Source organism: Siphonobacter sp. SORGH_AS_0500, from assembly GCF_002838835.1.
Taxonomy (GTDB): Bacteria; Bacteroidota; Bacteroidia; order Cytophagales; family Spirosomataceae; genus Siphonobacter.
This window is the reverse complement of record NZ_NHPP01000010.1, coordinates 100597-123072: the sequence shown is the minus strand read 5'-3', so window position 1 is coordinate 123072 and position 22476 is coordinate 100597. Positions and strand designations below refer to the sequence as shown.

Here is a 22476-nt window from a genome sequence, read left to right as displayed (position 1 = left end):
AGACCGTTTTGTCATCCTGATTAAGTTATGTGCTTAGCCTACCAGCTCCATAAGATCCTGATCATGGATCATTTTACGCTCATCGGCCATTAATAAAAATCGTTCGTAAAGACTATCGATATCCAGCTTATCTGATTTAAAGCCTAAAAGTTGTAGACGGTGACGCAAAGCAGCCCGTCCGCTACGAGCCGTCAGAATGATTTCTGAGCTAGGCACTCCTACATCTTCAGGGTTAATGATTTCGTAGTTAGATGAATTTTTCAAGTGCCCATCCTGGTGAATACCCGAAGAGTGAGCAAAAGCATTACGGCCTACGATGGCTTTGTTAGCTTGTACGGGCATCCGCATCATGCCAGATACCAGCTTCGAAAGGGGGTACAGACGTGTAGAATCAATACCCGTTTCAAATCCCAGATCTTTATGTACTTTCAGAGCCATGGCAATTTCTTCCAACGAAGTATTACCCGCTCTTTCACCAATACCGTTGATGGTTACCTCCACCTGACGAGCTCCAGCCCGAATACCAGCCAGGGTATTCGCCGTTGCCAGACCTAAGTCATTATGGCAGTGCATAGAGATCGTTGCCTGATGAATGTTCGTTACGTTGGCAAACAAATACGAAATACGCTCGTACATCTGCTCGGGAAGTAAATAACCCGTTGTATCAGGAAGGTTTACTACCGTAGCACCTGCTTTAATAACGCCTTCGGTCAGTCGAGCCAAAAATTCGAGATCTGCTCTACCTGAATCCTCGGCGAAGAATTCCACGTCTTCAACGAATTTCTTGGCATACTTCACGGCCTTCACAGCCCGTTCCAGAATTTGGTCACGGGTGGAATTGAACTTATGAAGAATGTGTACGTCTGAGGAACCGATACCCGTATGAATCCGGGGACGTTTGGCATGCTTGAGAGCTTCAGCGGCTACTTCAATATCCTTCTCAACGGCTCGGGTAAGTCCACAAACCGTAGGCTCGGTTACTGCCTTGCAGATTTCTTCCACGGAGCGAAAATCGCCGGGACTTGAAATCGGAAAGCCCGCCTCAATAACATCCACTCCGAGAAGCTCAAGTTCCTTAGCAATTACTACTTTTTCTTCGGTAGTTAATTGACAGCCGGGCACTTGCTCGCCGTCCCGCAGGGTGGTGTCGAAGATTTGAATTCTTTGGCTCATAAGTAAACAATGTGATCGTGAATTAACGCTTGGTTAGGTTAAACCTGATAAACAAGCGGGGATTTCTTTATCAAGTCAAAACAATAAAAACGCCTCATAAAAAAACCCTTTCCCAGAAGTCTGAGAAAGGGCTGAGTATGGCTACAACCAGCTCCCGTTCTCAGACAGTGTGACCGAGAAGAATAAGAGAAAGGTTGAGAGTCTTCGCAAACATAACACAGGCGGTTTCTATTGTGAGGACAAAAATAGCCGGAAATTTGATTCTGACAAATATTTATTGTGTAACAAGAGGACTTTCTTATTACCTTTTTTCGCTTTGAGGATTAAGCAATCCGCTTAAGCAGTTCTGCCCCCATGGCATCCGTTCCCAGGATTTTGGAAGCATCTGTAGTGGCGTCAGCAATATCTCCCGTACGGAACCCATCTTTCAGTACGCTATCTACCGCTGCAATGATGGCTTCGCTTTCGGCTTTCATGCCAAAAGAAATATCCAACATGAGAGCCGCCGAGAGTACAGAAGCCAGAGGATTGGCCACGCCTTTTCCGGTAATGTCGTGAGCTGAACCGTGAATGGGCTCGTAAAGACCTACCGAATCTCCCACCGAAGCCGAAGCCAGCATACCCATGGAACCCGCAATCTGACTGGCTTCATCCGTCAGGATATCCCCGAATAGATTAGCCGTTAACACCACGTCAAAACGACGGGGATCCTTAATAAGCATCATGGCCGCCGAATCTACAAACTGGTGCTCTACTTCTACGTCAGGATACTGTTTTGCAATTTCCTGCACAACTTCACGCCACAGACGGCTCGTTTCCAAAACGTTGGCTTTATCAACCGAACACAATTTTCCGCGACGGCTCCGAGCAGCTTCGAAGGCTTTGTGAGCAATGCGTTCTACTTCGTATTTACTGTATTTGGCAATATCATACGCGGTAGCTCCTTCGTCCTGGCGTCCTTTCTCACCAAAGTAGATATCGCCGGTTAATTCCCGGAAGAAGAGAATATCCGCTCCGCGAAGAATTTCTGCCTTGATGCTAGACGCTTCCAAAAGCTCATCAAATAGTTTGATGGGACGAAGGTTTGCGTACAGTCCCAGAGCTTTACGAATGCCTAAAAGCCCCTGCTCAGGACGTACTTTCGCCGAAGGGTCGTTATCGTATTTGGGGTGTCCTACGGCACCGAATAAAATGGCATCGGAAGCTTTCGACTTTTCAATGGTTTCTTCAGGGAGCGGCTGACCCGTGGCTTCGATGGCCGCGTGACCAATTAGGGCATAATCAAACGTAAACTCATGACCAAATTTCTGGCCAATGGCTTCTACTACTTGCTTGGAAACGGCCGTCACTTCCTGACCAATCCCATCACCGGGAATTACTAAAATGTGCTTGCTTGACATTTGCAGGTTTAATTAAACAAAGAGTAACTCAGAGTTTTTCACAGAGCTACTCAGAGTATTCTTATTAAAGTACGACTCGCTTGATTCCATTTTTCAGGCTTGACACATTGAAATTCATTAATAATCCCAATTTGTAAGGGCCAAGCCTCATGTAAGTTAGAATTTGAGCGAGATGTACCTCATTTAATGCTTCAACTGATTTTAGTTCAATTACAATTTGTTGATTAACCAAAAGGTCAATTCGGTACCCTACTTCAAGCCTAATTTCTTCAAATACCAAAGGCATGGGCTTTTCTTTTTCTACGAACAAACCTTTTTTAGAAAGAGAATAAGCCAGACATTCCTTATAAGCACTCTCAAGTAAGCCTGGACCTAAAGCAGTATGAACCTGATAAGCACAACCCAGAATCTGACTTGAAATTTTATTTAACTCAGTGAAACTCTGTGCCATACATTGTGCACCTCTGTGGTTAATTCAAACTCGCCTGAAACGCTTCGATTTCTGGGCGTAATGAGATCAGATAATCGATATCATCATAGCCATTCATCAGACAGTTTTTCTTGTAGGGATTAATCTCAAAAGAAGTCGCCGTTCCGTCGGGTAGAGTTACCTGCTGATTTTCTAAATCAACAGTAATCTGAGCCTGAGCATCCGCTTCGATGGCGGCGAAAGTCTTGGTCAAGAATTCTTCGGATACCTGAACGGGTAATACAAAGTTATTGAGCGAGTTATTACGGAAAATATCCGCAAAAAAACTAGAAATAACGACACTGAAGCCGTAATCGTGAATCGCCCAGGCTGCGTGTTCGCGGCTAGAACCCATACCGAAGTTCTTACCCGCTACCAGAATTCTGGCGGCTTTATAGGTAGGATCATTCAAAACGAAATCCGCCTTCAGCGTATCGTCTGAATTATAACGCCAGTCCCGGAATAAGTTATCGCCAAAACCCTCACGAGTAGTTGCCTTTAAAAAACGGGCGGGAATAATCTGATCCGTATCTATATTTTCAATAGGCAGCGGAGCCGCCTGTGAAGTCAATTTGGTTATTGTTTCTTTTGCCATTTTTATAATGAATATAGACGAAGGCCTTGGATGAATTGAAAGTGCTTCTTGTTTAATGTAAATAACTCTACATCATTACGAATAGCAGTGGCAGCAATCAGTCCATCAGGCACGTCTAAATGATGACTTAAGGAATAATCAGCCATGAGTTGAAGAAAAATTTCACAAACCTGGCTATCAATCTTCAGTAAACTCACTTTCGCTAGATCCTTACGAATACTGGCAAGTTCTTTGCGGTTCATAGCACCGTACAAAAGCTCACCCGCAGAAATTACGCTAAGAGCTACGTTCAGCTCTCCTATCTTTCCTACTTCCGAAATGATAGAAGCGTTATTCCGATAGATTTCAATAAGAATATTCGTATCGCAAAGGATCAATCTTCCTTCTTCCATGCTTTTTTTCTCAAGGTGTCAGCATCGATACTTCGACCAGCCCACATTCCTGCATGTTCAAATAATCCGGTCTTCTTCTTACTGCTTTTAGCTTTGGGAACCTGAATTTCTACATAGTCTAATTCAGAAAGTAATTTTTCAACAAAATTCACTTTCGAATCATCTTTGATTTTCAAGATTAGCTGAGTCATGACCTTTGCGTTTTTTTACTAAGTGATAGTTATACCAATTCCCGGATGTCGCCCACTTTCCCCGTAACAGCAGCTACAGCGGCAGTCAGAGGAGAAACCAGCAACGTCCGAGCTCCAGGTCCTTGCCGACCTTCGAAGTTTCGGTTAGACGTACTCACGGCATATTTGCCTGCGGGTACCTTGTCTTCGTTCATACCCAGACAAGCCGAACAACCGGGACCGCGTAATTCGAAACCGGCTCCTTCAAAAACTTTATCGAGCCCTTCGGCTTTGGCCTGTTCAGCTACCTGATTAGAGCCGGGTACGATCCACACCTCTACCCCATTAGCCTTTTGCTTGCCTTTCACAAACTCAGCTACTTCGCGAAGATCCTCGATGCGGGCGTTCGTGCATGATCCAATGAAAACGTAATCAATAGCTTTTCCCAACAGACTTTCACCGGGCTGTAAACCCATGTAATTCAATGACTTCTGAAAAGAAGGTTGCTCCGTAGCAGGAATCTCTTCCAGCGTTGGCACGTGATCCGTCACACCGATGCCCATACCTGGATTCGTTCCGTAGGTAATCATCGGCTTGATATCGGCAGCATCGAAGGTTAATACCTTATCAAACTGAGCACCTTCGTCAGTTTTCAACTGCTTCCACTCTTCTACTTTGCGGTCGAAGTCTTCGCCTTGAGGTGCAAAGCGGCGACCTCGCATATAATCAAACGTTACTTCGTCGGGGGCAATCATTCCGCCGCGAGCACCCATTTCAATACTCATGTTACATACCGTCATTCGGCCTTCCATTGTCAGGTTGCGAATGGCTTCACCCGCGTATTCGACGAAATAACCCGTCGCACCTGCCGCTGAGATTTTAGCGATGATGTATAAAATCAAGTCTTTAGCCGTCACGCCTTTTTCCAGCGTTCCGTTGACTTCGATAAGCATTTTCTTAGGCTTCGACTGAATGATACACTGCGTCGTCAAGACCTGCTCTACTTCTGACGTACCGATGCCGAAAGCTACATTACCGAAAGCTCCGTGGGTCGAAGTATGAGAATCGCCGCAGACGATGGTCATCCCCGGTTGCGTAATACCTAACTCGGGTCCGATGACGTGCACGATGCCCTGGAAGGGGTGCAGCAGGTCGTAAAGTTCAATGCCAAACTCTTTGCAGTTTTCCCGCAGTTTTTCTACCTGATGCCGTGAAAGAGCTTCGCGGATGGGCAGGTGTTGATCCTTGGTAGGAACGTTATGGTCAGCCGTAGCCGTCGTACGGTTAATGTTAAAAACTTTGGCTCCGCGTTTACGCAGCCCATCAAATGCTTGAGGGCTGGTTACTTCGTGAATGAAGTGACGGTCGATAAATACCACATCGGGGTATCCTTCCTGGCGTTTCACGACGTGACTGTCCCAGATTTTATCGAATAATGTTTGAGGGGTATTGCTCATTGTGATCAGGAAATCAATATTGATTACAAAAGTGGGGGATCAATCTAAATTCATGCTATCGTCAAACGTTCAAACGATAGCGTTTTTAGTCCTATTATATAAAGTGGGCGTTGAGCCGTATTGTTCCTTAAAGGCTTTAATAAAATGGGAAACGCTTTCATACCCTATTTCCAAACTGATTTCGGAGACGTTTTTTCCAGAGTTTTCCAATAAAAAAACAGCGTGTTCCAGTCGCTTTTTTCGAATCCACGCGGCGGGACTACTGGCAAACTGTTTTTCAAAATCCCGTTTAAAAGCCGAAAGACTCCGCCCCGACAGTCGAGCTAACTCATTTAAGGACAAAGGTTTTAGGTAATAACTTTTCAGCAACCATTCCAGATCAAGTTTTTCTCCCTGATACAAGCTATGAAGGAAAGCCTTTAACTGACCCGTTTCGTCATTTTCCATCAAAAGCAATAATAACTCGTGGGATTTCAGTCGTAGAAATTGATTTAAAAACGGTGTAGGACGCTGAAAATAAGGAAAAATCGAATCGGCAAACGCACTTAGGCTTTCATTACCAGCAAACACCAGTAATGGGTTTTCAATTTCCCGTTTCTGCAGTGGACCGGAGATTAATTCAATATTTTGCTCAACGAAGGATTTCAATAGCTTTTCATGAAAGAAAAAAACCAGACTTCGATACGCCCGGTCTAAGGCTTCCTGCATAAAGTAATAACCTCTCCGAATAAATACGACATCTCCTTTTTTCACCCGGGTTTCGCCTTCGGGAGCCAGAAAACGCTTCTCTCCTTCCAGCACGAAAATAACGGCGTGTTCTTCAAAAAATACTTCGTTACGTAGCGGAGGGTCCTGATTTCGATAGGCCACAAAGGTCATGTCCTGAATCTTGAGGGATTCAAATTCATGGGCATGCATGAAGGCAGGGACACGGAGCACAGCAAACGGGGGTTAAAAGAAGCAGGTTTGACCGTTTGAACCCGTTTGAAAGTAAATAATCTCTCAAACTTCAAACACCGTCAAACCTGCTCAAACTAAAATTCTAAAAACTAAGCAGCGTTTTTACTTTCTGCACTAGCAATGGGTTTTGCTACAATCTTATGGTCTTTTTCCTGAAAAGCTTCCCATTCCAGAAGCTGGCGGGTTTGATGTTCGGGAGAAAGATTGGAAAAAGCGGCTAATTGCCGATGTAAAAACTCTAGTTTCTCTTCTTCGGTTGGGAAAGCCGCTAAACTGGCAGCCAGCTCCCGTAGTTCGGATACTGTATTCATGATATGTACTTCTATTGAATTGTACTTTATAACATAAAAGAGGGTCAATATAGTTTATTATTTGATTTTTATATAATAATTTAAAGAAATTCTTGGCTGAACGAAAAAGGTAGCGTCTGCTCTGCTCTTGAAAAAGAGGCTAGCAAAATGAGATACTTCCAGCTCTAAACACTTCTTGTAGCTAATGCCTACACTCGGCTGTAAAATCGTGTAATTATAGGTAGGGTACAGAATTCTTTTACTCGAAGGTGGAGATATCCAGTAATGTCCAAAACCAACGCTAATAAATGGCTGAACCTTGGCTAAACCAATATAGGTTCCTACTGACACTTCAGCTGCACTTCCCCATTGAGGCTGACCTTTCTCCGTGTATATATTATAGTAATACATATTAGGAGTCATAAAATAACTGGCTTTTAGATAAGACCGCTGATGATTACGTGGGAAGTGCACCCTTACCGCAAGTCCTGCAGTGAAATCGTTATCACGTCGATTTAGATCATAACTATTTAATCGTTCAATCCCGGCTCCTAATCCTACGAAGATTGCCATTTTTCGCTCCGTTGATTGCTTAACCTGTTTATGACCCGTTAATTTTTCATTATATGCATTGAGATACTTAATGATTTGACTAGAAAAATACGTAGGTGCTGAAGCAGAAAAACCCGATGTTCCGGCCGTTAATTGAGCAAGCTGATCCTTATATTCATCAATGGTAACACTGTATTGTTGACCATCTTTAATTTTATTGTATTTGAAATTAACCAATTCGTAAAAACGGTTGGACTGACTAATGAAGAAACGTTCTCGTTCATCGCGTGGGCTCTTTTCACGATACAGGTTAATAGCCCCGTTAGTCCAGATTCGTTCAATAAATTCCTTTTGCTCTACGTAGGTATTAGGTATAGAAGCATAGAGATCACTAGTAACAATTAAAAGCTTTAATTGATGGGATTCAAAAATCGACTGATCCGTTTCAATATAAAAAGCAGAAATCTGCTCAGCAGTAAAAATCTGTTCTTCCTGGCAAAGATCTTTTTTGAAAGCGATCTGAGTAGGGCTGATATCCCAGTCTTTATTATTGATGTAACCCCTCAACGTATCGGATGGGTTGACTACGACATAGCCGGGTTGAAATTGGGTTTGAGCTAACGCCGTAATAAACGAAATAAAAACAAATGGTAAGATTAATAGAGATCGGAAAAGCATAGGGTAAATCTTAAAAGTATTACATCTAGATAAAACTTCATTTGTTAAGCCTCCTCTCGCTAATTGCAATGACTAGCTGAGCTATCATTCCAATTCTGAATAGAGGCTATCTAAGTTCTATTTATCTAGCCTTAAAGAAATAGTTGAAAGTAATCCGGGTAGGAATTAAAGAAGGAGTTTCATCCTGAATCTGAAAAAACAGAGGTGAGAAATGAGCTATTTCTAGTTCCATCTGTTTTTTATAAGCGATTCCTATGGTTGGCGTTATAAACCCAAAAGACTTGACGGGAGTTTCAAAATACGTCATTCCAAGCGAGTAGAAGGGCTGAATTTTACCGCTACCAATGTATTGACCAGCTACTAATTCCAGGTTATTTACTCGACCAGCACCCTGTTTTTGATTTAGTTCATCAAAAATCATCATTTTGGGAGTGACATAGAAGGCGGTTTTAATAAAGGTATTCTGATGATTCCTAGGGAAATTAATTCGCAGAGCCAGCCCCAGACTTAGATTATTTTCCTTCTGCCGGATGTTGGTGATGTTTAACCGCTCTGACCCTGCACTCAAACCTACATAAAAGGAAGTACGCTCATCTTCCTTTCTAACTTTACCGACTGTCCTCCGGTGCGTTTTTCATGATAGGCCTGCAAATATTTGATAAGATATCGCTCAGCATAAGGTGGTATAGGCATTGAAAAACCTGCCGCATCGCTTGTAAGCTGGCTGAGCTGTTTTTTGTATTCTTCAATCTTAACCAGATAGTTCTGACCGTTGACTTCTTTATAGTAGCTGTAGTTAAGTAACTCGTAGAAGGAAGTAGAATCTTTAATAAAAAAACGGGGTTTACCGTCTTTTTCACTCTGTCCGTAATACAGACTAATGGTCGTATTACTCCAAAGTTTTTCAAGAAATAACGTTTGCTGAAAATAGTGATCCGGGCGACTTTCGTATACCTCAATGCCTACGTATAAAAGATTAAGCAAATGAGATTCATAGTGTTCATTTTTACCTTCGATGTAAAAACCCTTACTACTTAAAGCCGTTAGACGTTCTTCTTTTTGGGTAAGATCTCTTTTAAAGTAGACTTCAGCTGGGCTATCGGACCAATCCTGGTAGTCAATATAACAGAATAAAGTATCCCCTTCTGTTTTTACAATATATCCTTTTTGGAAATTGCTTTGAGCAAATCCACACTCTGCCCAAAATAGCAAAAGTGCACTTATTAAAAAATAGCGGAACATTAGATTAGGTAGATAAAATGGGAAAACAATATTAATGAATTTCCCATTTTATCTGTATCCTTATACTAATATCCCAAATAAATCCGGCTTGTCATTCAAATATTCATACGTGATTTTTGCTTCATTCATGCGGTGAATTAAAGACGAAAAGTCACTCTTGGATTTCAATTCAATACCTACAATAGCGGGCCCCTGCTCGCGGTTGGTTTTCTTTACATATTCAAAGCGAGTAATGTCATCATTAGGCCCTAATACGTTTAAAAATTCCCGGAACGCCCCTGCCCGCTGAGGAAACCGAATGATGAAATAATGCTTCAGGCCTTCGTACAAAAGCGAACGCTCTTTAATTTCTTCCATCCGGGTAATGTCATTATTACCCCCACTTACCAGGCACACCACGTTTTTCCCTTGATTTCATCTTTCAGAAAATCAAGAGCAGCAATACTCAGAGCCCCGGCGGGTTCAGCTACAATGGCTTCTTCGTTGTATAACTGCATAATCGTTGTACAAACTTTGCCTTCCGGCACTACGATTACGTCGTCAAGTAATTCTTTACAGATTTCATAAGTCATGTCTCCCACCCGCTTCACGGCTGCTCCATCGACAAATTTGTCAATATCGTCAAGCGTTACAATTTTGCCATGATTAATGGATTCACGCATGGAAGCAGCTCCGGCTGGCTCAATGCCGATGAGCTTGGTATGCGGAGACAGATGCTTGAATACCGTAGCGACGCCCGAAGCCAACCCACCCCCACCGATGGCGAAGAGCACGTAATCAATTTTAAAATCGGCATCCTTGAAAATTTCAAGGCCTACCGTTCCCTGCCCTTCCATTACGCCCAGATCATCAAAGGGGTGTACGAACGTAGCTCCCTGTTCGCGTTCGAAGGTACGGGCAGCCACGTAAGCATCGTCAAAAGTATCGCCCGTGAGTACTACTTCTACTTCTTCCTTACCGAATAATTTTACCTGCTTTACTTTCTGGTTGGGCGTGGTGCTGGGCATGAAAATCGTCCCTTTTACTCCCATTTTATGGCAGGCATAGGCCACGCCCTGAGCGTGGTTACCCGCACTGGCACAGGCTACTCCGTTAGCCAGAGCTTCGGGGGGTAACTTGGCCATGCAATTGTAAGCTCCTCTTAATTTATAGGAACGAACAATCTGCTGATCCTCGCGTTTGAGGTATACATTGGCTCCAAACTTAGCTGATAAGTTCAGATTTTGGGAAAGGGGGGTGTGCGTAACCACTTTACGCAAGCGTTCGGCGGCAAGGAATATGTCGTCAAGCTGGGGGAATAGCGTCGGGGAATCAACGGTTTCTTTCATCTTCTCTTCAATGCGACGAGCTAACGTCTGTGCCGGGGTAGTCACTATAGATATCTTTTAACGCTGGGCTGGAGTAGTTTACAGTTTTGAGCGGCCGCCGCTGCGGTTTCCTGTTTCCAGTTTCTCTTCCCTGTTCACTTGACTGTACGCTGTTATTCTTCACTCTTTACTAATAAGGGTGAATGAACGAATGGATTCACATTCACTCATTCACCCCAATTGAGTTTGGGGTTTTGAGTTTAACGTTGTGAGTTATTTTTTTAACTCTAAACCCTAAACTCCAAACCCTAAACATATAAACGCTACTAGCTACGCTCGGGACGCAGGCTACGTACGGTAGCACCGGCTTTCCACATTTCAGATTCACGTAGTTCAGCTAATTCTACTTCCAGTTTCTCACGGTAATCTGACTGTGAGTTACGAGTGATGGAAATCTGAGCTTGCTCGCCTGATTTAACCGAGTTGTATAATTTTTCGAACACAGGCTTCGTAGCTTCTTTGAAAGGCTTCCACCAATCCAGAGCACCACGCTGAGCTGTAGTAGAACAGTTGGCATACATCCAGTCCATTCCGTTTTCAGCTACTAAAGGCATCAGAGACTGAGTCAGCTCTTCTACCGTTTCGTTGAATGCTTCAGAAGGAGAGTGACCGTTCTCGCGAAGAACTTCGTACTGAGCCGCGAAAATCCCCTGAATAGCACCCATCAGCGTACCACGCTCGCCCGTTAAATCAGAAGTTACTTCTTTGTAGAAATCCGTTTCGAAGAGGTAACCTGAACCTACGCCGATACCCATAGCGATACATTTTTCACGAGCTTTACCCGTAGCATCCTGGTATACAGCGAAGCTTGAGTTCAAACCTTTACCTTCAACGAACAGACGACGCAGTGAAGTTCCTGAACCTTTAGGAGCTACTAAGAATACGTCAACATCCGCAGGAGGAACGATACCCGTCTGATCTTTGTAAGTTACGCCAAAACCGTGTGAGAAGTACAGAGACTTACCAGGTTTCAGAGCAGCCTTTACGGTTGGCCATACTGCAATCTGAGCAGCGTCAGAAAGCAGGTAGCAAATGATGGTACCTTTTTCCAGGGCTTCTTCGATTTCGAAAAGCGTTTCGCCAGGAACCCAGCCATCTGCAACGGCTTTATCCCAGGTCTTAGAATCTTTACGCTGTCCAACGATTACATTGAAGCCATTATCTTTCATGTTCAGACCCTGACCAGGACCTTGAACGCCATATCCGATTACCGCGATAACTTCGTCTTTGAGGACCTCACGAGCTTGCTCAAGGGGAAACTCTTCCCGGGTTACTACTTCTTCTTCGACTCCGCCAAAGTTCAACTTTGCCATTTTGATTAGATTTGATGGTAATAAAATTGTAAAAGCTCTTTCTAGTTTGGAGTTTGGGGTTTAGAGTTAAAACAACTCACAACTTTAAACTCAAAACCCCAGACTCTTATGCTATTTCCCAAACGCCTTCGGAAGGCAGGTACTCTACGAGTCCTTTTTCTTCTTTTGATACACTGATACGGCCTGAACGAACGAATTCCAGAATACCGTGGGGCTTGATGTAATGGTAAAATTCCATAATTTCCGCTTCGGTTCCCGATTTTTCGATCACGACCGAATCCGTTCCCCAATGCACAACCCAGGCGTTGAAATCCTTGTTTACACGCTCAATGTCCAGTGCAAGACCTCCCAGCGGCGTTGAGATTTTAAACAGGGCTGTCTCATTAAAGACAATATCTTCATCCAGATACCCGTATACAGCCAGCACATCGACCAGTTTACGAATCTGGCGAACCAGTTTCTCGACCGATTCCCGGCTTTCGGACTTGAGTACAATGGTAAAGCGGGATACGCCTTTACGCTCGGTTTCGCAAACCGTCAGCGACTCGATATTCAAGCGGCGACGCGTAAAGACAATCGTAATACGATTCAGTAAACCAACCGTATTCGTGGTAAATATGGAAATGGTGTAATTAGTCATCGTAGTGTTTGGTTGATGGTTATTGGTTAATCTTGTTTGTTTTTACTGTCAACGAGCAATGATCAACCAACAACAACTAAGTCCTACTCTAATCTGATTTTATCAACCGCCTGCCCCGCTGGAACCATGGGGAATACGTTTTCTTCTTTCTCGCAAATGACTTCGAGTAAGTAAGGTCCGTCATGATTCAGCATGGTATCCAGGGAGTCACTTAAAGCCGCCCGATCCCGGCAGGTATGTCCTTCAATGTGGAATCCTTTGGCAATCGTTACGAAATCCGGGTTCTTAATGTCCACGAAGCTGTAGCGATTGTCAAAGAACAATTGCTGCCACTGCCGCACCATACCCAGGAAGTTATTATTGAGGATAACGATCTTGATATTCAGGTTTTCCTGCCAGATGGTAGCCAATTCCTGGAGCGTCATCTGGAAGCCGCCGTCACCAATGAAGGTGATTACTTCGCGATCCATCGCTCCTCTTTTGGCACCAATGGCTGCGGGTAAGGCAAAACCCATCGTTCCCGCCCCGCCAGAGGTTACTACGGAATTGTGCTTTTTAAAACGGTAATACCGATTGGCAAGCATCTGATGTTGTCCAACGTCCGTTACGACTACCGCTTCACCTTTGGTTTTTTCCGAAATCAAATGGACTACTTCACCCATTTTAATTTGATCGCCTTCGTGGAAGAGCGTCGCCCGGGTGATTTTTTCGTCTTCAATCGCATCGTACGCCCGGAATTCATTCCGCCATTCTTCGTGTGAACGTTCTTCCACCAGCGGTAATAAGGCTTTCAAAGCTTCTTTGGCATCCCCAACAACGGGGGCCGTTGCTTTGACATTTTTATCTACTTCGGCGGGATCGATTTCGATGTGAACGACTTTAGCCTGAGTAGCGTATTTGCTTAAATCGCCGGTTACCCGGTCATCAAAACGCATCCCGATGGCGATTAATAAATCACACTGGTTCGTTAATACGTTTGTACCGTAGTTACCGTGCATGCCCAGCCAGCCTACGAAATTAGGGTGGTCTTCGTCAATGGCTGACATCCCTAAAAGCGTAACCGCCACCGGAATACCCGTCTTTTCGGTAAATGCCTTGAGTTCTTCTTCGGCCTTCGCTAAGGTAATACCATGACCAGCCAGAATATAAGGTTTCTTAGCCCGGTTAATCAGTTCGGCTGCCGCCTTCAGTTGATCTTCTTTAGGCACCATCCGGGGCTTGTAACTCACCATTGTTTCGCACTTTTTATACGAAAATGGCTTCGTCATCAGCTCCATCTGGGCCGTCCGTGTAAAGTCCAACACCACTGGACCGGGACGACCGGTTTGAGCAATATAAAAGGCTTTGGCCAGTACTTCAGGTACTTCATCCGCATTGGTAATCTGATAGTTCCATTTGGTAATGGGCATCGTCATACCGATTACATCCGCTTCCTGAAAAGCATCCGTTCCGAGAAGTTTATTATATACCTGACCGACGATGCATACCAGGGGGGTCGAATCCAGCAGAGCATCGCAGATGGGCGTCATCAGGTTAGTAGCTCCGGGACCGGAGGTTACCATACAAACACCCGCCCGATTTTGCATGCGGGCATACCCCTGAGCGGCATGACCCGCTCCCTGCTCGTGACGAACCAGAATATGATGAAGGACCTCCCGGTAATCGAAAAGAGCGTCATAAGTAGGCATGATTGCTCCGCCGGGGTATCCAAAAATGGTATCTACTCCTTCAGCCAGTAACCCCAGCATCAGGGCATGAGAGCCCGTTACTGTACGTTGGGAGGCTTCTTCCAAAACCTCGGCAGCGGTTTGCATCTGGTGTGCCATAGGATTCTTCCTTTCTGTTAACGATGAGTCGTTAAGCGTTTATTTTTAAGTAGTTACTCTATTGACAATCAAATCTTATAAATCCGTCACGCAACCCAGACTAGCCGAGGAAACGTTTTTGATATACTTACGAAGAATACCACGCTGGAAGGGGTTCTCTGGAGCTACCCAGGCAGCCTTCCGGGCGGCCATTTCTTCATCAGAAATATGCACCTGAAGGACATTGCTTACGGCATCAATCGTAATCAGATCGCCATCTTCAATAAGAGCAATGGGGCCGCCGTCATAAGCTTCGGGCGTTACGTGACCCACGACAAACCCGTGCGTACCACCCGAGAAACGTCCATCCGTAATCATGGCAATCGAGTTACCCAGACCTGCTCCGATAATAGCCGAGGTAGGCTTTAACATCTCGGGCATTCCGGGACCTCCTTTGGGCCCTTCGTAACGAATTACTACCACCATTCCGGGTTTAATGTCACCGTTGGCCAGAGCTGCCATGAGCGTTTCTTCTTTGTCACAAACTTTGGCAACACCTTCAAAACGCTCCCCTTCTTTACCCGTAATTTTAGCTACTGCACCCGTAGGAGCCAGGTTACCATACAGAATCTGTAAGTGCCCCGTAGCTTTGATCGGCGTTTCAATCGGGAAAATGATTTTCTGAGTTTCAAAATCCAGATCAGGTTCTTCAGCCAGATTTTCAGCGATGGTTTTACCTGTGATCGTCATACAATCGCCGTGTAATAAGCCTACTTTGAGCAGGTATTTCATGACTGCCGGAACGCCCCCAATGGCAAGCATATCTTCCATAAAATACTTACCAGAAGGTTTCAAATCGGCAATAAGTGGAGTACGGTCACTGATGTCCTGAATATCTTTCAGGGTAAATTCAATTTCAGCGGCGTGAGCAATCGCCAGATAATGCAGAACGGCGTTGGTCGAACCACCCATCGCCATTACCAAAGTCAAGGCATTTTCCAGTGACTTACGGGTAATGATGTCGCGGGGTTTCAAATCCAGTTCGAGCAATTTCTTCATGGCTGCCCCAATGGCCAGACATTCTGCTTGTTTGCCTTCGTGCGTAGCGGGGTAAGAGCTGGAATTAGGTAAGCTTAAACCTAATGCTTCGATACTGGAAGCCATGGTATTAGCCGTATACATCCCGCCGCAGGCTCCAGCTCCGGGAATGGCATTCTGGATTACTCCCTTATAATCTTCATCGGCAATGGTTCCGGCAAATTTCTTACCCAAGGCTTCAAAGGCCGATACGATGTCGAGCTTCTGACCTTTCCAGCTACCCGTGCGGATCGTCCCTCCGTACACCATAATGCCGGGACGGTTCAGACGAGCCATAGCCATAATGGCTCCGGGCATATTTTTATCACAACCCACCACCGTAATGACGCCATCGTACCACTGTCCTGCCACTACATCTTCAATGGAATCAGCAATAATATCGCGGCTGGGAAGAGAGTAGCTCATGCCATCATTCCCATTGGTCATCCCATCCGAAACACCAATGGTATTAAAGATGAGTCCAACCATTCCATTACCCTGAATTCCTTTTTTTACATGAACGGCAAGACCATTCAGGTGCATGTTGCAGGTGTTCCCTTCATAGCCCGTGCTGGCAATGCCAATTTGGGCTTTACTCATATCCTCTTCTGTCAAACCTACGCCATACAGCATGGCCTGAGCAGCGGGATTGGTTACTTCCTGGGTAAGCGTACGCGAGTACTTATTCAATGGGGTACTTTCCGTTACCATATCAACTCGTTGTTAAGCGAAATCAGCAAAAGAGCCAAGCATGCAATCAGAGCTAAACTCCTCTGTAGTCATCCGTTGATGGAATATATAAATCGATCAAAAATTGTACTAATCAAACAAATCTTGCCTTATTCTAAGACGGGGATGACCAGATAACAAAAAGACCTTTCTCGGGATGTGAGAAAGGTCTTTCAAGGTGAATATCAACCTGTCTCACACGGATTGTCGGATGAGTACGAGAATAATAATCACGAGAATATTTGAAACAAATCGGATCATCAGGAATTGAATTTTGCCACTTTTTGGGTTGGCATATCGCAAAGGTAAAGGCTTCTATTTTTCAAATCCAAAAAAAAAGAAACAAAATTTTGCCTTTATTTATGCCTACCACATTCTATTGTCATTTTATTAAAAACGGCTTCACAATTTTATAAAATTCGCATTACACTAGGATAATACTAAGTATTAGTTTTGCATCAGCATTGAGAAGGGCGTCGCTACCTTTTTAGTAGTCTCACTAAACTTCTGAGTTTGATGTAAAACCGGGTCTAAGGTCAAACTGAGAAGTTTCCGCCAGTCCGTTTATCACCTCTAAAGAAGTAAGAAAATGGATTGCCTTTCTGCTCATAGCCCCTGAGGAAAGATGTAATTTTTTAAGATTCAGAAAAACCATCCTTCCTGGATTTACCGTACATGTAGAAGGTTTACCCCAGAAGGATTAACAAAATTTACAGGCGTACGTAATTCCGTCAGTCTTTTTATTCTTAAGTAGAAACCTGAAATATGCCGTTTATCACGATTTAACAAATTTCTGTTTTTCCTTTCTTTTTTTGCAAACAGCCTTTCCAAAGGCTCATCATTCTACCTTCAATCATAGGCCCCCTCTTTTGGGGGCTTTTTTAGTAGCCCGCCAACAATACGGTCAGGATACCACTTACCACTACATCTTTGAGAAAATGGAGAGCCCGACTGATATGATTGGTTACGGACTGCACATGGATACCCATGATGTGGCCGATTTCCTCGTTGGAAAGGTTATCAAAAAAGCCAGCATTAATGCTTCGCGTTGTCGTTCGGGAAGCTTACTGAGCCCCTGCCGAAGCCGGTTGAGTTGTTGTTGGCGATCTTCCTCTTCGGTAATGGTGTATTCTACGGAAGGAAGCCAGGTTTCCGGCGACCAGAGAGCTCCCCATTCCAGCGGCTCTTCATCCATTAAATGCTTCCGATTTCTGGAAAGAGCATTTCTCAGGACTCGAAATAAGTAAAACTTGATGGTTTGTAAATCGGTAAGAGTTTCTCTTCGCTGCCAGATTTCTACGAATACGTCCTGAATCACATCCCTGACCAGATCGTAATCCGAAGTAAGGCGTTTACCATAGGAAAAAAGAGCTGGAGCGTAGCGGCGATAGATGGCTTCATACGCCTGGAGATCTCCCCGGCGAAAGGCATTCCAAAGCTCCAGGTCAGACTGAGTAGAAACGGTCATACATATTGAGTTGGATAGATTTCGTGGTCAACTTTAAAGAAAAGATGACCACGAAATGTTGATTAAATCATCGCATTAACTCCAGTCCCGATCCCAGGAGTCTGGAGTATTCCAGGCCTCCGTTGGGGCAAACCACTGCTCGCCTTTTTTGAGAAACTTCTTGGCAAAGTCCTCGTTAAATTCCACCCCCAATCCGGGTTTGTCAGGAACTTTTACGAAACCATTGGTAAAGGGTTTATCAATACCCGTCACCAGATCCTCCCAGCCCACTACATCCACGCCGTGGTGCTCCAGAGCAATAAAATTCTGCGTAGCTGCCGCACAATGCACATTAGCCATCATACAAATGGGTGTTCCGGCAAAGTGCATGGCCATAGGAATGCCGCGTTCTTCAGCATAATCCCCAATTTTCTTGGTTTCCAGAATGCCGCCTGACGACGCCAGATCTGGGTGAATGATATCCACGGCTTTGGCATCAATGAGCTTGATGAATTCTTCTTTACCGAAAATATCCTCGCCCGTGAGTGTCGGCGTTTCGATGGCTTCGGTAATCTGCCGCCACTGGTCGTGATAAAACCAGGGAACTAGATCTTCCAGCCAAGCCAGTTGATATTTTTCCACTGCTTTTCCAATGCGAATGGCTGTATTTACATCAAAATGACCGAAGTGATCGGCTGAGATAGGAATATCATAACCTACTACACTACGCACCTTTTCCACGTAATCAGCAATGTACTGAATGCCTTTTTCCGTCACCTGCACCCGGGTAAAGGGATGTTTGGTTAGTCCATAACTACCTACCCGACCTATTTTACTGTTTCCGTACTGATTCTTAATATCCCACAGACCCGCTCCAATCAGCATTTCGGGTTTATCGGCCAGCAGTCCAATGCCGAAGTCCATCTTTAGCCAAGTATAACCCCGATCCAGCCGGGTTTCCTTGAGTTTTTTGCCAAAAGCTTTTGGATCATCCACTTCGGGGGTATCCGCATAAAGCCGGATTTCATCGCGATACTTTCCACCCAGCATTTGATAGACAGGTACGTTATAAGCCTTACCTGCCAAATCCCAAAGGGCCATTTCTACTCCGCAAACTCCGCCCGCCGCCCGTCCATGATTGCCAAAGGGCCGAATCATCTTGAACAGTTGCTCGACGTTACAGGGGTTTTTACCCAGCAGACGGCTTTTTAGCATTAAAGCGTATTTGGGGCTACCGCCGTCGCGAACTTCTCCCCATCCTACTAATCCCTGATTGGTTTCGATACGAATGACAGGGCTACTGAAAGGCACCCCCTGCAAATGAGCAATGCGTAAATCGGTAATCTTTAGCTCCGAAGGTTTAGAAGCCCGCTTGACTTTCTGGGTGATGTACTCCATCTCCTCTTCAATGTGATTGTCGAAACGTAAGCCTAGAGCTAATCCTCCGAGAGCTGCTTTTTTCATAAATCCCCGACGGTCGGCTCCTGGTGACGTTTCAGGCGGGGAAACAGCCGACCGGGCCGGCTGCTTGAAGCGGTCGAAAATGTTTTTCATAGTACTTTATAAAGTTTAGAGGTAATTTTTCGACGAAAAGTTACACACAATACATCTTATCCAAGAAAAAATTGTCTTTTTTTGCAGTAATTCCTGTGTAATCTTAATTCTTACTAAGCTCAGGGAAGATTTTTACCTCTAAACATTATCTATGAAAAAGTTATTCACTTTCGCTCTGATCCTGAGCGGAATAAGCCTATTGCTTGCTTTGGGCTTATTTCTGACGGGATCGGGCCAGTTGACGGCCCTGCCCGTAGTTGGGGGACTGCTGCTGCTAGCGTTGGGGGTTAAACGATCCCCCGCTACCTCAAGTCTTAGTTACACCGTTCTGATTCTATCAGCCGTTTCCGTAGCCATGTATCAGCCGCAATGGTTTTTGAAATGGGGTGATTTTGAATTAAAACGACTCATCATTCCCCTGCTTCAAATCATTATGTTCGGCATGGGGTCACAGTCAAGTCTGGAGGATTTTGCGGGTATTGCCAAGAACCCTAAAGGCGTATTGGTGGGTATTGCCAGTCATTACCTGATTATGCCCAGCGTAGGCTTTTTGCTGGCTGTTTCCTTTCCATTGCCCCCCGAAATTGCAACGGGCATTATTCTGGTAGGCTGCTCGCCCAGTGGACTGGCTTCCAACGTCATGGCTTATATTGCCCGGGCCAATGTTCCTCTATCGGTTACGGTAACGGCTTTCTCTACGCTACTTTCTCCGGTATTAACGCCTGCTTTATTACAAGTGCTGGCGGGAGCTTTCTTACCCGTTGATTTCTGGAAAATGGTAATGGAGATTTTTAATATTACCATTCTCCCCATCGTAGCGGGTCTTTTGTTTAATGCCCTGGCCTATCCCGGCCAAAGCCAGCGGAGTATTATAATCCAGATTGCAGTTTATCTGGGAATTATTCTGCTGAAAAACACCATCGCCCTTCAGGAAGGAGCTACCAATTTCGCCGAAACCGTAGGCTGGAATTGCTTCTGGTTCATTGGAATGCCCCTATTGGGCGGCTGGCTTTTTCAGCGATTGGCGGGTGGAAAACGGGAAATCATGGATCGGGTTCTTTCTTCACTTTCCATGGCGGGTATTACCACTATTATTGTGGTGATTACCGCCGCTGGTCAGCAAAGTCTTTTGCAGGTAGGGCTGATTCTGGTACTGGCCTGTTTTCTGCATAATACCCTGGGTTATTTTTTGGGTTACTGGAGCTGCCGACTCGTGGGACTTAGCGAGCAATCCAGCCGTTCGGTGGCTTTTGAAGTTGGCATGCAAAACGCAGGGATGGCCTCGGGTTTGGCCCTTCAGATGGGCCAACTGGCAACTACGGGACTGGCTCCCGCCGTGTTTGGTCCGTTAATGAACACCACGGGATCCATGCTGGCGAACTGGTGGCGAACCAAGCCGCCCCGGGAAGAAGAACCCGTAGAATCCCAGCCTTCGCCTATTGCTTCTTAATGCCTGATTACCTTTTACATACCTCTAAATTCTATCGTACTTATGATTCGTGTCAGCTTTCTGGTAACCGCCTTCTGGGCCGTTACCCTGGCGGTTTCCGCCCAGCAGATTAATGCTCCCAAAGAGCTTATTCAAACCTATACCTCTCAGTACAAAGGCGAACGCTTTCCCGATGGCAGGCCCAGAGTCTCCGATGATCTGGTGAAACGACTCAAAACCATTTCTCTGGAAGAAGCCTGGGGTGTACTTCGCAGTGAAGGCTATACCAACCAATTCGAAGCGGGCTGGATGCGGATTAATGCTGGTCAGGTATTAGCCGGACGGGTATTAACGGCTCAATACATGCCCGCCCGCCCCGATATGGAAAACCCTATCAAGGAAAAAGGTAAAGCCGAAAACCGGAAAGGGGCTCCTAACTCCTGGCCCATCGACCAGCTTAATGAGAATGATGTATACGTAGCAGATGGGTATGGAAAACTAGTGGACGGAACCCTCATTGGTGATAATTTGGGTAACTCCATTTATGCTAAATCGAAAACGGGCGTCGTATTCGACGGCAGCGTTCGGGACCTGGAAGGACTGGAAGCCATTCAGGGTTTTACTGGCTTTGTTCGTGGGTTTGATCCTTCGTTCATTAAGGATATGCTCATGACGGGCATCAATTATCCCATCCGCATTGGCCGGGCCACCGTATTACCGGGGGATTTGATCTTAGGAAAAACCGAAGGGGTAATATTCATTCCCGCTCACCTGGCCGAGAAGGTCATTACTTCCTCGGAGTGGATTGCCCTTCAGGATGATTTTGGCCATCAGATGCTACGGGAAGGTAAATACACGCCCGGAGAAATCGATATGAAGTGGTCGGCTGCCATTATCCAAACCTTCCGCGATTGGCTTAAAAAACATCCCGATAAAGTAAAAATGACGCCCGATCAACTGGAGGAACGGATTAAGAAGCTTTAGGTTATTGTTGTTAGTTGTTAGCGGCTGCGGTTGTTAGTTGTTTACCAAACTTCATGAAAGTTTCGAACTTTCATGAAGTTTGATTTTTGCTGTTTTTTGCATAACCCCATCGGGGTTAAATTATGAATAGCCCCGTATGCAATGCGGAGTTAAAATAGGTCATAAAGCAAACGTTTTCTTAGCCATTTTGATCTAAAATCGCCATTGTAATCCGGCTGATACAAATGAGCTGCTCTTTTTCGTTAGTAATACGAATCTCCCAGACGTGTGTGGTTTGTCCCACGTGAATGGGCTGGGCTTTCGCATACACAAAGCCCTCTTTCACTGCTCGCAGGTGATTGGCATTGATGTCCAACCCTACGGCTATTTTTCCTTCTCCTATACTAGCATAGGCCGCTACGCTTCCCAGCGTCTCGGCTAGTAATACCGAGCTCCTCCGTGCAGTACGCCGAAGGGTTGCCGGGTACGATGATCCACCGGCATTCGAGCCATCAGGTAATCAGGGCCGACCTCCGTAAACTCAATCCCCAGGTGACCGGCAGCCGAGCTGGCATTGAGGCGATTAAGGGCTTCGGGTGTTAATTGTTTTTGAAATAACATCATAGACAAACGCTTATGAAAAGCTTAGACTCCTACCAGAGTTCACTTTTCCAGGATAAGGATGATCCGTTTTTCGTGAAAAATACATCCGTTCACTGAAAATACTAGCATTTTATACAAGCCCATAGGTAGACACTCGCTTGATAATCCGTA

At 45.1% G+C, this 22476-nt stretch carries 21 protein-coding genes and 2 pseudogenes; 2 read left to right on the top strand and 21 right to left on the bottom strand.

Going from position 1 to position 22476, the window contains the following annotated elements:
* Positions 1-33: 33 nt before the first annotated feature.
* The 20 genes and pseudogenes from BWI96_RS13750 to BWI96_RS13660 form a co-directional block, all read right to left on the bottom strand.
* The gene (locus tag BWI96_RS13750) at positions 34-1173 is read right to left on the bottom strand and encodes a 2-isopropylmalate synthase (protein WP_106637189.1); all 1140 of its coding nucleotides are present in this window, start codon (positions 1171-1173) and stop codon (positions 34-36) included.
* A gap of 323 nt (positions 1174-1496) precedes the next feature.
* The gene (leuB, locus tag BWI96_RS13745; protein ID WP_106637188.1) at positions 1497-2573 is read right to left on the bottom strand and encodes a 3-isopropylmalate dehydrogenase; all 1077 of its coding nucleotides are present in this window, start codon (positions 2571-2573) and stop codon (positions 1497-1499) included.
* A gap of 64 nt (positions 2574-2637) precedes the next feature.
* Positions 2638-3024, bottom strand: coding sequence for a GxxExxY protein (locus BWI96_RS13740; protein ID WP_106637187.1), 387 nt, complete (start codon positions 3022-3024; stop codon positions 2638-2640).
* Positions 3025-3043: 19 nt separating this feature from the next.
* Positions 3044-3637: a 3-isopropylmalate dehydratase small subunit gene (gene leuD / locus BWI96_RS13735; RefSeq protein WP_106637186.1), complete on the bottom strand. Its 594-nt coding sequence runs from the start codon at positions 3635-3637 to the stop codon at positions 3044-3046.
* A gap of 2 nt (positions 3638-3639) precedes the next feature.
* On the bottom strand, positions 3640-4029 hold the full coding sequence (locus tag BWI96_RS13730) for a type II toxin-antitoxin system VapC family toxin (RefSeq protein ID WP_198555261.1): 390 nt from the start codon (positions 4027-4029) through the stop codon (positions 3640-3642).
* A complete protein-coding gene (locus BWI96_RS13725) occupies positions 4011-4220 on the bottom strand; it encodes a hypothetical protein (RefSeq protein ID WP_106637185.1) in 210 nt (69 codons plus the stop codon). Before BWI96_RS13725 ends, BWI96_RS13730 begins: the two co-directional genes overlap by 19 nt.
* Positions 4221-4249: 29 nt before the next feature.
* Positions 4250-5656 carry a 3-isopropylmalate dehydratase large subunit gene (gene leuC, locus BWI96_RS13720; RefSeq protein WP_106637184.1) on the bottom strand — a complete coding sequence of 469 codons (1407 nt, stop codon included), beginning with the start codon at positions 5654-5656 and terminating at the stop codon, positions 4250-4252.
* A 69-nt stretch (positions 5657-5725) separates the two neighbouring features.
* The gene (locus BWI96_RS13715; RefSeq protein WP_106637183.1) at positions 5726-6595 is read right to left on the bottom strand and encodes an AraC family transcriptional regulator; all 870 of its coding nucleotides are present in this window, start codon (positions 6593-6595) and stop codon (positions 5726-5728) included.
* A gap of 110 nt (positions 6596-6705) precedes the next feature.
* On the bottom strand, positions 6706-6927 hold the full coding sequence (locus BWI96_RS13710; protein ID WP_106637182.1) for a hypothetical protein: 222 nt from the start codon (positions 6925-6927) through the stop codon (positions 6706-6708).
* 57 nt (positions 6928-6984) lie between these two features.
* On the bottom strand, positions 6985-8025 hold the full coding sequence (locus BWI96_RS13705) for a hypothetical protein (RefSeq protein ID WP_157830366.1): 1041 nt from the start codon (positions 8023-8025) through the stop codon (positions 6985-6987).
* Between the two features lie 232 nt (positions 8026-8257).
* Positions 8258-8704 carry a hypothetical protein gene (locus BWI96_RS13700; protein ID WP_106637180.1) on the bottom strand — a complete coding sequence of 149 codons (447 nt, stop codon included), beginning with the start codon at positions 8702-8704 and terminating at the stop codon, positions 8258-8260.
* Between the two features lie 2 nt (positions 8705-8706).
* Positions 8707-9378, bottom strand: a complete 672-nt coding sequence (locus BWI96_RS13695; protein ID WP_106637179.1) for a hypothetical protein — start codon at positions 9376-9378, stop codon at positions 8707-8709.
* A gap of 60 nt (positions 9379-9438) precedes the next feature.
* Positions 9439-10706: pseudogene (ilvA, locus tag BWI96_RS13690) on the bottom strand (threonine ammonia-lyase IlvA).
* Between the two features lie 305 nt (positions 10707-11011).
* On the bottom strand, positions 11012-12058 hold the full coding sequence (ilvC, locus tag BWI96_RS13685) for a ketol-acid reductoisomerase (protein ID WP_106637178.1): 1047 nt from the start codon (positions 12056-12058) through the stop codon (positions 11012-11014).
* Positions 12059-12164: 106 nt separating this feature from the next.
* The gene (ilvN, locus tag BWI96_RS13680; protein WP_106637177.1) at positions 12165-12698 is read right to left on the bottom strand and encodes an acetolactate synthase small subunit; all 534 of its coding nucleotides are present in this window, start codon (positions 12696-12698) and stop codon (positions 12165-12167) included.
* Positions 12699-12781: 83 nt separating this feature from the next.
* A complete protein-coding gene (gene ilvB, locus BWI96_RS13675) occupies positions 12782-14512 on the bottom strand; it encodes a biosynthetic-type acetolactate synthase large subunit (RefSeq protein ID WP_106637176.1) in 1731 nt (576 codons plus the stop codon).
* An 87-nt stretch (positions 14513-14599) separates the two neighbouring features.
* The gene (gene ilvD, locus BWI96_RS13670) at positions 14600-16291 is read right to left on the bottom strand and encodes a dihydroxy-acid dehydratase (RefSeq protein WP_106637175.1); all 1692 of its coding nucleotides are present in this window, start codon (positions 16289-16291) and stop codon (positions 14600-14602) included.
* Positions 16292-17190: 899 nt separating this feature from the next.
* Entirely contained in the window at positions 17191-17298 is a 108-nt protein-coding gene (locus BWI96_RS23350) for a hypothetical protein (RefSeq protein ID WP_369804170.1), read from the bottom strand.
* Positions 17274-17777: an RNA polymerase sigma factor gene (locus BWI96_RS13665; protein ID WP_106637174.1), complete on the bottom strand. Its 504-nt coding sequence runs from the start codon at positions 17775-17777 to the stop codon at positions 17274-17276. Before BWI96_RS13665 ends, BWI96_RS23350 begins: the two co-directional genes overlap by 25 nt.
* A gap of 75 nt (positions 17778-17852) precedes the next feature.
* Entirely contained in the window at positions 17853-19310 is a 1458-nt protein-coding gene (locus tag BWI96_RS13660; RefSeq protein ID WP_106637173.1) for a mandelate racemase/muconate lactonizing enzyme family protein, read from the bottom strand.
* 151 nt (positions 19311-19461) lie between these two features.
* Here BWI96_RS13660 and BWI96_RS13655 point away from each other — a divergent pair, with 151 nt between their 5' ends.
* Positions 19462-20760: a bile acid:sodium symporter family protein gene (locus tag BWI96_RS13655; RefSeq protein ID WP_106637172.1), complete on the top strand. Its 1299-nt coding sequence runs from the start codon at positions 19462-19464 to the stop codon at positions 20758-20760.
* A 42-nt stretch (positions 20761-20802) separates the two neighbouring features.
* Positions 20803-21723 carry an RraA family protein gene (locus BWI96_RS13650; RefSeq protein WP_106637171.1) on the top strand — a complete coding sequence of 307 codons (921 nt, stop codon included), beginning with the start codon at positions 20803-20805 and terminating at the stop codon, positions 21721-21723.
* Positions 21724-21901: 178 nt separating this feature from the next.
* On the opposite strand, the pseudogene BWI96_RS13645 reads toward BWI96_RS13650, so the two are convergent.
* A pseudogene (locus tag BWI96_RS13645) lies at positions 21902-22206 on the bottom strand (hotdog fold thioesterase).
* Between the last annotated feature and the right edge of the window lie 270 nt (positions 22207-22476).